The organism is Psychrobacter sp. H27, from assembly GCF_059072655.1.
In genome coordinates this window covers 1,210,880-1,226,443 of sequence record NZ_JCACRX010000001.1, presented here as the reverse complement: position 1 = coordinate 1,226,443, position 15,564 = coordinate 1,210,880, and the positions used below count along the sequence as shown (strand labels likewise).

The following is a 15,564-nucleotide window of genomic DNA, read 5'->3' as shown; positions in this document are numbered from 1 at the left end:
ACGATAAACTAAAAAGCCCCAATCATGCAGTCATGGTTGGGGCTTTTTTATCGACATAACCAAAATGTATTTTAGTTAGCACGTATCTTAACGAGTATATGTTTTAAACATTAGGCAATGGCGTTATACCTTTTGCCGTTGTTTTAGCCAGCGAGGTACGCGGGTGGCAGTACCGTTTAGCACCGCGTTCAATAACGCTGCTAGCAAGATAAGTCCGACACCTAAGTATTGAATCCAAGATAAAGACTGCTGCAATAACAGTACTGCAAGTGCAATCGCTGTCAATGGCTCAAAAATAGTAAAGACTGATGCACGCGTGGCAGGCAGTTTTTCTAACGCTTTCATATATAGCCCAAACGGGACTACAGTACCTAATAGAGACAGCCCTAGGACATAACCCCAAGTCATTACAGGAAGATCTAACAGCTGCCCATAAGTACGATAAGTCTCAGGTAGGAGTAGCAATCCGCCAGCACTAATGACGATAGAGGTAAAAAACACCAAAGGAGCAGGGTGAGCGTAATGCATCGCCCGCTTGCCTAATACCCCATATAAGGAATAGCACATACCTGCTGCCAAGCCGAGTAAAATACCCCAATTGACTTGTGCCTGCTCGCCTAGCATCGTCAAACCAACGCCAAATACCGCCATGAATGCCAGCGCGAGAGATTTGCGAGTAATCGACTCACTCAGTAAGAACCTCGAAAACAACAAGCTAAAAACGGGCGCAGTATATAGTAGGGCCACCGCAGGACCTGCTCCGACATAGATGACGGCAAAAAAATAGCACACCGACATACCCAGCACACCGATCAAAGACTGCATTGCGAGTCCAAACCATTGCTTGGGTTGTAGTTTGATTAGGGCTGGCCATAGTTTTGGTAGCATAGCCAAGATAATAAATGCCGCCGTCACGATACGTAATATCGTCACCTGCCACCCACTAAAGCCTATTTGATTAAGATAGGTTGAAAATATACCAAGCGTGCCCCAGCAAATTGCTGCGGTAATGATTTGAATAGTGCCTATCCATGACTGATGCGAGTATTGTATCGTCGTTCCGCTGTCGATGTTTGCCATACTGTTGTCTTCTTACGATCTAAATGACACAAAGTTTTGTCAGATTACCAGTGATTTAAACGCTCTGAGCAATACTGAAATAAGAAAAGACAACCTGATTAAAGGCTGTCTTTTGTTGGTTCTCTCAGTCTATCACTAAAAGATAGTCAGTCGCTACTGGGGCATGCTACATTTAATCAATTCACAAAAACCACGCTTGACCCCGTAGGGTGTTTTGCTGAATAAAGCACACTTTTTCGGCTTGAGTCCTTGGCAAATGATTAGCATCAGCACCGCAATTTTTTGTTCGCGGCTTTATCCATTGAATCTACTCTTTTTTGAGGTCAGCTGAGGTTTGTTTATCACAAAAACGTTAAGCCTCCCGCTGTGCAACGCCATAGCTGCTGTTTAGTGTTTGATCTGATATGTTGTAGCTATCGTCAATTAACGCCGTTTGCGAAACCAATGGTAAATAAGTGGTATTTTCTGTGCAGGTAAAAGTATCGTTATCTGTCGTCCAGTTGCTGGATAAATACAGCTCATGATTTGATGGATCTATAAACCCGTTAAGGTCTTCTTCTTCAAAACGATAATCCTGAAATTGGCAAGGTGTAATACCATCGTTACATAAGCTATATTTGGTTTTAGCAGGAGACAGATTGACCGAGTAGGGTGCGCCATCGAGCTTTTCCCCTAGTTGCTTTGTCTGTAGTAATCGTCCCAGATCTGGCGCGACCAGTAGCATATCACTACAGGTCACATTCCCTTCTTTGCAGCCTTTATATAGATTTAGACGTTGACCTTGGATATCCATACCCAAGATGAAGTTTGCTTGTACTGGCGTTACTGCCGAGCTGACAGCAGTCACTAAAGCTAGGCTCAAGAGCAACACAATACGTCTGAATAATAAGCAGTATTTATTTAGGCTTGAGACAGACCTAGCAATAGATATATCGGTCTACACCTGCAATAAAAAGTTACTCAGCAACCGCTTAGCCCCTTCAGTGGCAAAGGATTCAGGGTGGAATTGAACGCCTTGTATTGGATAGTCTTTGTGCGTCAGTCCCATAATCTCATCGCCCGTCAGCGCAGACTCGTCAAAGCTCAATTCCGCACGTTCATCATTGGCGACGATTGAGGTAATGGTCAGACAATCTGGAATGGTGTCTGCTTTTACCACCAGTGAGTGATAGCGCATGATTTCAAGCTCTTGCGGCAAGCCTTGATAGATACCTGTACCATCATGACGAATAGAGGATACTTTGCCGTGCATCGGCACACTGGCGCGTATCACATCACCGCCGAATACATGAGCAATGCCTTGCATACCCAAGCAGACGCCTAGTAGTGGTACTGTCTTGCCCAATGTCTCAATAACTTCCGCACAGATGCCAAAATACGCTGGATCATCAGGCGAACCAGGGCCGGGTGAGATAATGATTCTATCTAAATTCATGGCTTGTACGTCAGCTAGGGTAATCTCGTTATTACGTTTGACAGTGACTTTGGCTTCATTGCTGCCGTCCAAAGTTTGCAAAATCTCGCCGACATACTGATAGAGATTAAAGGTAAACGAGTCGTAGTTATCGATAATTAAAACATTCATGGGACATAAACTCTTTTATAAAAATATAGCTGGGTAAAATAGGGCCAACTTGCGAATGACGCTTGATAAGATTACGGCTGCATAAAGCTGTCTAACACGACTTTCATCGCAGACAGTTTGCGCTGAATCTCTAGATACTCATCGGCTGGATTTGAGTCATAGACATTGCCACCGCATGTCTGCGCGTAGGCTGACTCGCCGCTGATAAATAGACTGCGAATAGGAATGGCAAAGATACAATCGCCATTGAAGTTGAATGATCCTAGCGCACCGCCATAAGCACCGCGTCCATCTGGCTCTAGCTCATTGATGACTTTGATGGCTTCTACCTTAGGTGCGCCTGATAGTGTGCCCGCAGGGAAATTGCTGGCAAGCGCGCTAAACATATCTTCGTCAGGATGCAAGATACCAACGATCTCAGAGGAGATATGCTGTACGTGCGAGAAGCGTTTGATATCCATGAGACTACGGACTTTTACCGTACCAAATCGCGCCACACGGCCGATATCATTACGGTGCAAATCGACAAGCATATTGTGCTCGGCGATTTCTTTGTCATCGTTGAGTAGGGCGCGGGCAAGCTTACGGTCTTCTATTACATCGACGCCGCGTTTAGCTGTCCCTGCTAGTGGATAGGTTTCCATCTCGCCTTGACGTAAGCGGAACAGCAGCTCAGGCGACGCGCCAATGATGCACTGCTGCGTAAATTTCATAAAATACATGTGCGGTGATGGATTGACCGCACGCAGTTTTTCGTAGATAGGCATCTTGTCACCAGCGATACGATATTTGGATTTGAACCCAACTTCACACTGAAAGATACGGCCAGAGATGATGTCTTCTTTGACTTGCATGACGACGTTGGCATGTTCTGCTTGGCTCATACCATCGCCCAAGAACTCAACGGTAGGCGCTTCATAACTTGGAATTGGGTCATCGAGTAGCGCTTTGATCTGCTCGATACGGTTGTTTTGCTGTGCAGTGGGATAATAAAAGTAGAAAATCTCGCCTGTCATCTTATCAAGCGTTAATCCATCTAGATACACACCAAACTTAAACGGCTCAAAGTCTTCACTGGCTTTTGCCGTCAGACTCGGCTCAAAAAAGTTCACACAGTCATAACCCAAATAACCGACAAGTCCGCCGCTCTGATCACGGGCAATAACATGTTGCGGCGTGATGGCGCGAAGCAGCTCATAAGGATTGTCAGTTTGATACTTGGTGGTGGTCGCTGTTTTATTATCCGTGATAGCAAGCGTATGGCGGTCTAACGCTGCGATGGTAGTCACAGGGTTGAAGCCGATCGCATGATGGCGTGAAATATGGCTGTCTTCACCCAACGATTCGAGCAAATAACAAGTGTCAAACGCGCTCTCGATACGTTTAAATAACGCAAAAAAGTCAATATCCTGTGTGAGCTTAATGCGCTTTGGTTTGCTAGGGATATCGATAGGTGCAGGCTGGGTTTGTGCAAGTGTACTAGAAGTCATAACAAAGTCCGAAATTCATCAAATAGGTGTCGATTAGGCAATTAATAAAGTAGTTATTAAGAAGGTAATTAGTAAAAGAGTAGTAAATGCGCTAGGTAGTGGCTTAGGAGCGCGCTCTATGAGTAGCAAGTAACGCGCTTACATCATGGCTTTGCATGGCTCTAGCACCGCGAGAGACCGTGGCAATACCAACGCCCAGTTGCTCAGAGATCTCACGTTGTGTAACGCCTTGCTCAAGCAAGTCAAAAATACGAATACGATTGGCAATATCGTGTTGCTCTTTATTTGTCAGTAGTGCACTTAATAGCTTATCGATGTCTTCGCTATCAGTACAGTTTGTCAAATGAGTTAGTAAGCTCTGATAAGGATCGGTAGTCATAGTAAATAGTCTTAAACAAAAAAGGAGACAGCGCGCTCGTCAAGCAGCTATTCTGCAAAGAACTGCCTTGTTTCAGCATTCTAGTACAGTAGTACAAGAAAAACAAGTGCTAGGTAACTTGCTATCATATCATCGATATAATCTGTCATTCATCAATACAGTCCGGAGCTGTTCCTCGTTGTCAAATGTCATCAGAACCAAGCAATGAAGGCTGAACAATCAAAGCCAAGTGAGTATGAGTAAGCATAGAATTGAATAGTGAATCGAGCTGTTGATACCGCTGTGCTAACCGATATAGAAACCTCCCATCTTAGGTTTATCCTTGCCCAATGTCATTCATGTAAATTCTGCACATTAATTATTGCCAAATTGTTAATACTTCGTTATTATGCCCCTCAATAATTAAATGCTAATCATTATCATTAACATTAATGATGTTATTCGCGTATTAGCTTAAATATATGCAAGTTTATATACCCCCCAAGAGCAGTTTTATAAGAGACCGTTTATCGACGGCTTAAAAATTCTAATAGTAAAATAAAGTGAGTGTGTTATGCGTGAAGTAAAGTTATCTAGCCCATTGACTGTGCTATCTGTAGGCGTGGCAGCGGTATTGTGGACACAAGCGGCCAACGCCGCTACGGCAGATGATATGCCAAATACCACACTACAGACTATTACCGTAACGGCCAATAGCTCAGTACGTGATAGTGTGCAAGAGGACTCTGTCTATATAGATGACTACACACCAGCTGCTCAAGCAGGTCATTTGAGTGATTTTTTAGATGTGGTACCAGGAGTAGATGTAGGCGGTACCTCATCGGTCAATCAGCGCATACGTGTGCGTGGTCTTGATGATACCAACCTAAAAGTCACTATCGATGGTGCCCGTCAAGAGGGTGCGCTGTTCTACCATATGGGCGATGTCACTATCGATCCAGACTTGCTCAAGCAAGCAGAAGTGTCAGTAGGTAATAACTCAGTAACGCTTGGCAACGATGCCATCGGCGGCGCGGTTGCTTTTGAAACCGTCGATGCAGCAGATCTACTCAAGCCTGGTCAAACAGTAGGCGCCAAAATCCACGCAGGATATGGCAGCAATAACGATGAGCTGTTGACCTCAGCGACCGTTTATGGCGCCCCAACAGAAAACATCGACTTACTTGCTTATTATGGCAAGCGTGATGCCAATGCTGGCGAAGATGGTAGCGGCCGCAAAATCCAAACCGAAGACAGTGAAGGCGAAAACATCCTTTTAAAAGCGGGCGCATATGTTGGTCAAGATCATCATGTGGGCGCAAGCTTTAGCCGTACCGAAAACAAAGGGCTATTTCCATTACGTCCAGATTTCCCTGCTGGCGGTTGGAACCCAATTATTCCGCAAGAAGTCAAACGCGACACTTACGCGCTGGATCATACTTATAATCCTGCCAATCAATTAATTGATATAGACACCAATGTCCATCAGACTAGCACGCAGATCTTGCGTAACTCTGATGGCGAGCCTGGGTTCGAGTTTGATGCAGAGGTCAAAACCACTGGCGGAAAAGTACAAAACACCAGTATTGTCGATAGCAGCATCATTGATGGTATCAAAGGCACTCATAAGCTAATCGCAGGTGTCGAGCATTACAAAAAAGAATCTGAGATGTCACGAGACTTTGCGGATGCTAGTACCGATGAAGCAACCAACACATCGGTATACTTAGAAGACCAATGGCAAATCGGCAAACTTAGCTTAACGCCAGGCGTTCGTTACGACCGCTACGAGTCTCCTGAGTTTGTATCGGCAGGCAAAACTTATGACAATGTCGTTGGCGCGCTAGCGGCCAGTTATGAGATCGCACCGCGCACTCAGCTATTTGCAAGCTATACACAGTTGTTTAATGGTCCAGACCTGAGCCAAACAATCTTCAATACTGATGGTGCTGGCACCTATGTCAATGATGATCTAAAAGCAGAAGAAGGCGACAATGCCGAAATTGGTATCGCAACGACTTTGCGTGGTCTAACGACAGCCAATGATTCGTTAAAATTAAGTGGTAAGTACTTTGAAACCAATATCGAAAACTACATCGAGTTTGTACGCGCTGGTAATGGACGAGTTGGCTTAGATTGCGCGACTGGACAATTAAACGGCAGTTGCCAAGGGGTTATTAATAACGACGAAGATTTCAAAATCAAAGGCGTGGAGCTATCAGCGGATTATAGAGTAGATAACTTCAATATGGGTCTAAGCTATGCGCGTGCACGCAGCAAGGGCGAGGATACTGGTTACAACATCGCTTCAGTGAGTGGTAGTGGCTCTGAGTCTGGTGACAAGTATATGGTCAACCTTGGCTATGCACCAACTGATACTACTGAGCTTGGCTGGCGCAGCACTTACGTCGCTTCAGTGACGCCGGACACCGCGGGCGATGACAACGAAAAACCAAACTATGACGTGCATGATATCTTTATGAGCTATACACCAACTCAAGTTGAAGGCTTAAAAGCCACGCTTGGGGTATACAATATCTTTGATGAGACCTATGCCAGCCATGCATCACGTAACTCTATAGATGATGACTATAATGACTTTGAGATGGGACGCAACATCAAAACCTCATTAACGTATCAGTTCTAATCTCACTTATCTGGTTTAATTTAATATAAATCTAATCGTATCAATAGAGTCAGCTGTCTATATATGGGAGCTGACTTTTTATTGTGGATAGGTTTTAAATTATCACAACAGCGATGACGTATTTTCTAATAAACACTCACTGATAAGTGCCTACTGACAAATGCTCATTGATAAGCACTTATTGATAAGTACCTACTAAAATATTATATGAATAAAGAACAAAAACCCATGACTTCACTCAATCCGCGCCAAGTCTGTTTATGGATTCACCGTTATACTGGGCTTGCTATGGCAGCTTTTTTGATCATTGCCAGTATCACTGGGACATTACTGGCGTTTCATCATGAGCTTGATGATGTATTCAATCGCAAGCTGGTCAGTATCGACGCCCAAAAGTCACCGCTTCTGTCTATCGCAGAGCTACATGATAAGGTTGTAGCGAACTACCCCGCACAAAAATTCTCCAGTATGCCCACATCCATAAAACCCGATAAAGCTGTGGTGTTTTCGATCGATAGGAGCCGAGGCAGGGGCGGCAATAAACCAAAACCAGCATTTCAAGAAGTGTATATTAATCCCTATACCAGCGATATCATTGGCACGCGTGACAAAGACGCATGGGCATGGAACAACACCATGTGGAAGGTGTTTTGGTTGCACCGCGACTTACTGCTTGGTGATATTGGTAAATGGGTGCTAGGTATTGTCTCATTGGTCTGGACGATTAACTGCTTTATTGGCTTTTATCTGACCTTTCCACGAGCCATCAAACCATCCAAAAACAAGCCGCCTTCCAATAAAAAACGGGCATCATTCTTTAAGCGTTGGCTACCTGCTTGGAAGATTCGTCGCAAGACCAATACCTTTAAGCTCAATTATGATTTGCATCATGCTTTTGGGTTATGGCTTTGGGTCATGTTATTCGTCATTGCATGGTCGAGCGTCGGTTTTAATCTAAAATCTGTCTATCAGCCAGTGATGCAAGCCGTGGTTGGGCTAACCCCAAGAGAGGGCCGACCTGCCAAATCTGAGCAGAATAAACCAGCGGAGCAGCAGGATAGAGCAGAGAGAACGGCAAATTCGAATACCCCTGTTAGCAATAGTACAAATGACGCGAATATAAGCACGCAACTTGTCAGTAAGTCCAACAGCATTGCCTATCTAAGCACGCAAGCCGAGATTGCTGCTAAGCAGAACGGCGTATTGGTACAGCAGCTATTAGGTATCCGCTGGGTTGAAGAAGACAAACAATGGCAGATGCGCTTTAAAACAAATAAGGATATTGGTGAAAAAGGTGGGGCATCATCTATCACGGTTGATGCGGCGACAGGCAGGGTTGAGCGCGTCAATTTTGGGTATCAAACTACTTTTGGCACTAAGGCAGACCAATGGTTATCTACCCTGCATATGGGGCATATCGGTCAAGGCTGGGGACATAGACTGTACCAAGTATTCTTGGCGATGATTGGACTGGCCGTGGCAGTACTGTCAGGGACAGGGGTGTATCTGTGGTGGAAAGGTCGACAACAGCGCTTAAAGGCATTGCAAAAGAGTAGATAGTGGTTATCACTGAGATGTAAGGTTAGTACGTTTGATAGACCAAATATAATACCGGTACAGATGTATCGGTATGCATACTGACAGGATATCGAGCCATCTGATTACTGAGCAATTAAGTGCCAGTTTCTAAACAATCAACTACCAGTCTCTAAACTGTATCGACAATTACGGGACGACCTTGATGGCTTAGGACCGTAACATCGACGTTGTACAGATCTTTCATGGTCTCTTGGGTAATGACCTCAGCAGGACGACCGATAGCGGTCACTTGACCTGACTTCATCGTCACCACCGTATCGGCAAACTGCGCTGCTTGGTTGATATCATGCAGGACGATCACTACGGTTTTTTGCTGAGAATGGCTAAGTGTGCGCAGCTCGCGCATGAGGCGACCAGCATGATACATATCTAGGTTGTTGAGTGGCTCATCAAGTAGCAAATAGGGTGTATCTTGACAGACAATCATGGCAATGAGTACGCGCTGACGCTGTCCACCTGATAGCGTTGACAAAAAACGCTCGGCAAGTGGCTCAAGCTCAAAGCGTTCGAGGATCTCTTGGACTTTTTGCACATCGTCTGCGGTTGGTTGTCCTTGATGATAAGGGTAACGACCAAACATCAACAGCTCGTGTACGCGCAGGCGTCCTTGTACTTGATTGTCTTGTCCAAGCATAGCGACGGTCTTGGCAAGCGTACGCGCCTGACAACTGGCAATATCATGCTCGCCAAAGCTTACTTGTCCAGCCTGTAGTGGTTGCAAGCGCGCCATCACCGAAAACAATGTCGATTTGCCCGCACCGTTAGGGCCAATCAACGCAATGACCTGCGCAGTAGGCAAGGACAGCGTGATGTCATGTAGGATTTGCTGCTTACCAATATGGTGAGAGATGTTATTTAGTCGAATCATAATGCGTCTTATCTCAAAAAGGTCTTGTATGAGCTTTAAATAATAATGCTGGCTAATCGATCAGGACGTACGGCGCTGAGACATAAATATCAATGCCAAGAACATCAAGCCACCTGCCAGTTCTATGACGACGGACAATACGCCTGCCATGTCTAGCACTTGCTCAAAAATAGTCTGCCCCAGTACCAAGCAAATCATAGCAACCAAGCTAACCAGGATTAGCCGCTCACTATGATACATATGACGAGCCATACGATTGGTCAGCGCACAGACCAATAGCCCAAAGAAAGTCACTGGACCGACTAATGCGGTGGCAGTAGCGACCAGTACGGCAATGATAGTTAATAAACCGAATGCCAGACGTTGATAATTAATACCAAGATTGATGGCTTGCGACTGACCGAGCATCAGGACATCGCACTGATAGCGCCAGCGCCAGACAAATACTGCCGTGATGGCACAGATAATCAGGCTAATGCCAAGCAGTTGTGGATTGACCGTGTTGAACTGAGCATAGCTGGCAGACTGTACGACTATAAAGTCATCGGGGTTTATCAGCCGTGCAATGAGCGCTGATAAACTGCGAAACAACACACCAAAGATAACACCCACCAGTATCAAGCGCGTCAAATCCTGACTGCTCTTAGAAAATAGTAGCTTAAATAATAACAAAGACGCCCCAAACATTAGGACAATCTCTAGCGTAAATTTGGCGATAGGGTCAAGACTGGTAAAACTAATCGCACCCAAAAAAAACACTAGCAAGCTTTGCAGCAGTACGTAGAGTGAGTCAAACCCAAGTAAGGAAGGCGTTAAAATAGGGTTATGCGTCAATGTCTGGAACAGCAAGGTTGATACGCCAATGGCATAGCCAACCACCATCAATGCCAACAGTTTCTTGCCCCGTAGTGGTAGCGCAAAATCCCAGTAGCCATTAACATTCAACGTCAAAAATAAAGTTATGGAGATCAGTAGGGTGACAGCTGCTATAGACTTTGGATGTGCCGCTATGAATGCCCATAATTTTGCCAACTGACTTTGTGCAGCGGCTGAATACTGACTATTTGCTGAAGATGGGTTATCTATCGCGGTGCTAGTTTTGGTAGCATCAGTCTTGGTGGAAGTAAGCTTAGTCGATGAGAACATACAAAATCCTATGGTGCCAAGCCTATCTAGTAATTAAAAATGAGCGATGGTCATTCAGCTTTTAGGGCGTTGAACACTGAGTATTCAATCCGCTATCGCTCAGATGGCGCACGTAATAACAACCACAAAAACAGCACCGTACCCACCACGCCAAAGACCGTGGCAACAGGAACTTCAAACGGATAGCGAATAGAGCGCCCGATAATATCGCACAGCAATACCGCTGAAGCACCGAGTAGGGCAACGGCTGGCAAGCTGCAACGTAACTTATCACCCATCAGGCGGCTAACGATATTAGGTACGATTAAGCCAATAAAGGGGATCATACCCACTGTCACGACGACAACCGCGCTCATCATCGCGACCATACCCACGCCGATCCATGTGACCTGCCGCTTGCTGATACCTAGGTTCAGCGCGATATTGTCACCCAGACCGATGATGGTTAGCTTGTCTGCGATGATATAAGCGAGCACACACAGACCGCCTGTGAGCCATAGCAGCTCATAGCGACCTGCCAGTACGCCTGAGAAATCACCAAACTGCCACACACTGAGCATCTGTAGCGATTCGGTTTGATAAGCAATGAATGTCGTCACCGCCTCGATAATGCCACCAAAGACAATCCCAATCAGCGGAATCATCAAAAAATCAGTCGGCGGTATACGATGAATCAGTAGCATAAAAAGCATCATACCGACTACTGCGGTAATGGTCGCCACGCCCATTTTTACGATGAGTGCACTGGCAGGAAATAGCAGACTGACCACTAGCAGTCCAAGCGCCGCACTTTGGGTGGCACCAACCATAGAGGGCTCTACAAAACGGTTCTTTAGCACCACCTGTATGATCATTCCCGCGACTGCCATCGCAACACCAGTCAAGATAATCGCAATGGTGCGTGGTATACGGCTGACCATCAGTAGTGAACTGTCAGAGTTGGCACTATGGCTAATGATGCTTTGCAAAATACCTGACCACGAAAAGTCTGCCACCCCAATAGATAAGCTCATTAGCACCAAAAGCCCCATAACAATGAGGCTTGCGGTATTTATTAACCATGGTGGTATGGCAGCACGTCGATCTTCTGTGCCTAGGTTGTAGCTAGCATTTCTTTGCCAAGATGATGTTGGCAAAGAAGTGTTAGGTTTGAGCCTAGCGTGAGTACGGTGTGAAAATAACGACATAATCTCTACTGGCTAAAAAATAAAAGATCATTACAGTGACTATGCTTAGTGATTATGATTAGTGACTGACTGAACATGAACGACTGATTGAAAATGAACGTCTAATTAACCATTATTTGGCGCTAGCAAAAGCACCTTTAATGGTGGTCAGGTCCTGCATCCATTGATAGTAGCCACCAAACGCAAGGTAAGAGTCTGGGCTGAGATAGACTACCTGCTGCTTACTCCACGCATTGGTTTGGGCGACCAATGGATTGTCCAATACGGCTTTGGCACCAATACCGTCTTCGCCAATTGCCGCACTACGGTCGATGACAAACAACCAATCTGGATTGGCTTTTTGTAAGTATTCAAAAGATATTGGCTGACCATGAGGCGCATCAGCAATTTGGTTGTCTGCCATTGGTACGCCTAGCACAGTATGGATAAAGCCATAGCGAGACTTGTCGCCATAAGCAGACATTTTATTCCCATTGACCATAACGACCAGACCAGTACCTTTATTTTCTTCGGTTAGATTTTTGGTCTCGTCGATGAGGTCATCTATGTTTTGTTGTAGTTTGGCTGCCTGATCGCTTTTACCAAACAAAGCACCCAAGTCATGCAGACGCTGCTTACTGGACTCATAGATATTGGCTGTATCAATACTCATATCCAACGTCGGCGCGATGCTGGATAACTCATCGTATTTTTCTGCCATACGTGAGCCGACCAAAATAGCTTGCGGGCGCATCGCATTCAATGCTTCAAGATCTGGCTCAAACACCGTACCAACTGACTTTGGCTCAGGCTGCGTGTCGGAGTGTAAGTTATCCAAAAGCATCCCGCCAGGCATCCCGTCAACAGCCACGTCCAGCGCCGCCAAATCCTGCATCAACGTCATATCGTACACGACGAGTGGTGATGGGTTGATGGGCATCTCAACATCGCCTTTGACGGTATTTACCGTAATCTTTTCGGCAGAGACCGCATCGTTACTAGCGACATTTAATGACTCATCAGCCGTCTGGTTGGTAGTGTTGGCATCGGCTGGTTCAGAATCGTTCGCTTCGTTTGAGCTACAACCTGTCACGCTGAGAGTCGCGATTAAAGCGGTGATCGTAGCTGTCAATAAGGGACGTTTAAAAAAAGGGCTGGTAGGGCGTGTTGATAGTGAACTAATAGACATAATGGACTCGGTATATCAGATGTTTGGGTAATTTTTTAGTGAGATAATAATGATTATTGACTAATAAAAATATAGAACAATAACAAGACACTACTGGGCGTAGACTCAACAATTCCCAATAGCGTACCTGTTCCTATCTCTACTCAATTCTCTACTCAATTTCTTTACTTAATATTGTTGTTATAAATTGAGCACGGTTACATTTATCGTCTTACGAAAATATATGGATAATAAAACAGCCGTTATGATAAATTAATTGAGACTCATTATCAATAAAAATGATAATGGTTTTTATTACCAATAAATGATTGCCTAAAAAATAGGCAGTTGCCCAAAAAGTGAGCTGCTAATGTTACGTTCCGATAGGGGTATTTGCTTATTCAAGGTTGGATATAGCTGCAGTACATAGCTAAAGTAAATGCTTCAGTCAATTACAGGGCGGTATGTAGAGAGCTTAATGGATATGGCTCTGAGGAGAAAATATTGTAAATTATTATTGATAATAATTATCGTTTGCATTATTATCTACGCCATTCCGTCTTGGACAATAAATATTAGGCTGTTATGAGTTCAACAGAGTTAGACGCGCCGCCAATCAGATCGATACTGTTAGCCATCATCACAGTGGTAGGGTTACATCTGCTGACAGCATTTGCATTGGTAACCATAAAAACGCCTACATTAAAACCTGAGCCAGAAACAGAGACACCACCTGTTGAAATTCAGTTTGTGACGTTACCTACCAAAAGTGCAGCGCCCAAAGCTGAAGTATTGCCACAAGAAGTCAGCGTCCAAAAACCAGCGCAACCAACAGTAGAACCGCAGTCTACAACACCGCCTAAAGCTGAGACACCGCCCAAACAGCGTGTCGAGACACCCATAGAACCTGTTGTGAAAAAGAAAGCACCTGAAGCGGTGCCTGTTATCACAACAGAGCAGAATGCTCCTGACAGCAGTCAGAAACCTCTGCCAAAAGAGACATTGTCAAAACAAGCAGTGCCAAAAAAGACAAGCCCAGAACCGATAGTTGATACATCAACTGCTGATGAACGTCGCAAAGAAGCTGCCGCGCAAGCAAAAAAATCCGCTCAAAACGCTGAAGCAAAAGCGGCTGAAATCGAAAATGCTAAACTTAAAGAAGCTGAGCTCAAAGCCGCAAAAGCTGCCCAAGAAGCCAGAAGCATTGCAAATGCCAAAGCCGCTGCACAAGCAAAAGCTGCTAGAGACGCAGCAGAGGCGGCTGCAAGAGCGAAAGCCGAGGCAGAAGCTGCCGCTGCAGCTCAGAGCAATGAGCCAGTAAGCTTTACTGCTAGCGCGGCCAATTGGGCGTCTGCACCAAACTTTAGTTTTCCTGAGCGTGCGGCACGTCGCGCCCGTTCTGGTGACGTTTTTAACGTTGTATTATCGTTGCGAGTCAACAAACAGGGCGGTATCGATAGCGTGAGCTTAGCGCAATCTTCAGGCAATCCGGTGGTAGATAGAGAGGCACAGCGCCAAGTACGTTCTGGTAAATTTAAACCATTCACTAACAATAGTGGCACACCAGTCGTGGGCAATGTGACCTTGCCGATCAGCTATGCAGTTCCATGATGGTTTATATTTTATAACAACGTATTTATTGATAATCTTTCATAATAAGACTAAGCATGATATGTATCTCAGTATCATGTCATGGCATTACACATTAAGGAGTCTGACATGGACTTTATGCAATACTGGCAAATCAGCGACATGGTGACAAAGACATTGTTCTTTTTGTTGCTGGCGTTATCTATCCTCTCTTGGGTGACAGGTATCGTGCGTGTGCTGCAAAGCCGAAAACTGGCGAATAGTGTGGCAGACGATTTGAGCCAGCAGCTACAAGCTAGGCAAGCCGACTTGGTCGGTACTGACGCGGCAACTCGCCGTTTGGTCACTGAGCAGACACTGCTCAAACACATAGGCCGCTATCGTTTTGCTAGCGAGCGTGGTTTACCTATTCTCGGTACCACGGCCGCCATTGCACCATTTATTGGACTGTTCGGGACCGTATGGGGTATCTTTCATGCGCTACACAATATTGGCATGAGTGGGCAGGCAGGACTAGGACAAGTTGCAGGACCTGTTGGTGAGGCACTGATCATGACGGGTCTAGGTATCGCCGTCGCCATTCCAGCTGTCATATTTTATAACGTAGCGGTACGGATCAATCGCCGCATCATGTATCAAGCCAACGATAGAGCACATGACCTACTGGCAGTATCTGCCGATACGAATGCTAGCGTAACATCAGTGCAAGCCGCAAAAAACAGTCGCTCAAATACGATCGAAACAGCAACCAACGATCAGCAAACCAATCACTACAATAGCTCAGTGCCAGAACAGCTATAAGAAGTATTGAGATACGGGATATAAGTGAAAGCAGCGCGGTATTTGGGTGTAAAGCACAAATGCTAA

13 protein-coding genes are annotated in these 15,564 nt (G+C 45.3%); 4 read left to right on the top strand and 9 right to left on the bottom strand.

Annotated features, from left to right (window positions below):
* Window positions 1-123 precede the first annotated feature (123 nt).
* The 5 genes from AC5JPY_RS04805 to AC5JPY_RS04785 form a co-directional block, all read right to left on the bottom strand.
* Window positions 124-1,080 (bottom strand): DMT family transporter, encoded by a 957-nt coding sequence (locus AC5JPY_RS04805; RefSeq protein ID WP_493852260.1) that lies wholly within the window; start codon window positions 1,078-1,080, stop codon window positions 124-126.
* Between the two features lie 352 nt (window positions 1,081-1,432).
* Window positions 1,433-1,942 (bottom strand): hypothetical protein, encoded by a 510-nt coding sequence (locus AC5JPY_RS04800; RefSeq protein ID WP_493852259.1) that lies wholly within the window; start codon window positions 1,940-1,942, stop codon window positions 1,433-1,435.
* A gap of 75 nt (window positions 1,943-2,017) precedes the next feature.
* Window positions 2,018-2,665, bottom strand: a complete 648-nt coding sequence (locus AC5JPY_RS04795) for an anthranilate synthase component II (RefSeq protein WP_493852258.1) — start codon at window positions 2,663-2,665, stop codon at window positions 2,018-2,020.
* 71 nt (window positions 2,666-2,736) lie between these two features.
* On the bottom strand, window positions 2,737-4,155 hold the full coding sequence (locus tag AC5JPY_RS04790; RefSeq protein ID WP_443525917.1) for an anthranilate synthase component I family protein: 1,419 nt from the start codon (window positions 4,153-4,155) through the stop codon (window positions 2,737-2,739).
* A gap of 103 nt (window positions 4,156-4,258) precedes the next feature.
* The gene (locus AC5JPY_RS04785) at window positions 4,259-4,534 is read right to left on the bottom strand and encodes a Trp family transcriptional regulator (protein WP_493852257.1); all 276 of its coding nucleotides are present in this window, start codon (window positions 4,532-4,534) and stop codon (window positions 4,259-4,261) included.
* Between the two features lie 553 nt (window positions 4,535-5,087).
* Between AC5JPY_RS04785 and AC5JPY_RS04780 the strand changes: the two genes are divergently transcribed.
* Both AC5JPY_RS04780 and AC5JPY_RS04775 read left to right on the top strand, forming a co-directional pair.
* A complete protein-coding gene (locus tag AC5JPY_RS04780) occupies window positions 5,088-7,160 on the top strand; it encodes a TonB-dependent receptor domain-containing protein (RefSeq protein WP_493852256.1) in 2,073 nt (690 codons plus the stop codon).
* A gap of 228 nt (window positions 7,161-7,388) precedes the next feature.
* Window positions 7,389-8,720 carry a PepSY-associated TM helix domain-containing protein gene (locus AC5JPY_RS04775; RefSeq protein WP_493852255.1) on the top strand — a complete coding sequence of 444 codons (1,332 nt, stop codon included), beginning with the start codon at window positions 7,389-7,391 and terminating at the stop codon, window positions 8,718-8,720.
* Between the two features lie 148 nt (window positions 8,721-8,868).
* On the opposite strand, the gene AC5JPY_RS04770 is transcribed toward AC5JPY_RS04775, so the two are convergent.
* From AC5JPY_RS04770 to AC5JPY_RS04755, 4 genes are all read right to left on the bottom strand, one after another.
* Window positions 8,869-9,627, bottom strand: coding sequence for an iron ABC transporter ATP-binding protein (locus AC5JPY_RS04770; protein WP_493852254.1), 759 nt, complete (start codon window positions 9,625-9,627; stop codon window positions 8,869-8,871).
* A gap of 60 nt (window positions 9,628-9,687) precedes the next feature.
* Complete coding sequence (locus AC5JPY_RS04765) at window positions 9,688-10,773, bottom strand: iron chelate uptake ABC transporter family permease subunit (RefSeq protein WP_493852253.1); 1,086 nt, start codon at window positions 10,771-10,773, stop codon at window positions 9,688-9,690.
* Window positions 10,774-10,865: 92 nt separating this feature from the next.
* Window positions 10,866-11,960, bottom strand: a complete 1,095-nt coding sequence (locus AC5JPY_RS04760) for an ABC transporter permease (protein ID WP_493852252.1) — start codon at window positions 11,958-11,960, stop codon at window positions 10,866-10,868.
* A gap of 112 nt (window positions 11,961-12,072) precedes the next feature.
* Window positions 12,073-13,128 (bottom strand): siderophore ABC transporter substrate-binding protein, encoded by a 1,056-nt coding sequence (locus AC5JPY_RS04755; RefSeq protein WP_493852251.1) that lies wholly within the window; start codon window positions 13,126-13,128, stop codon window positions 12,073-12,075.
* A gap of 564 nt (window positions 13,129-13,692) precedes the next feature.
* On the opposite strand from AC5JPY_RS04755, the gene AC5JPY_RS04750 reads away from it, so the two are divergent.
* Window positions 13,693-14,718 (top strand): energy transducer TonB, encoded by a 1,026-nt coding sequence (locus tag AC5JPY_RS04750; protein WP_493852250.1) that lies wholly within the window; start codon window positions 13,693-13,695, stop codon window positions 14,716-14,718.
* 108 nt (window positions 14,719-14,826) lie between these two features.
* A complete protein-coding gene (locus tag AC5JPY_RS04745; RefSeq protein WP_493852249.1) occupies window positions 14,827-15,498 on the top strand; it encodes a MotA/TolQ/ExbB proton channel family protein in 672 nt (223 codons plus the stop codon).
* The last annotated feature ends 66 nt before the right edge of the window (window positions 15,499-15,564 follow it).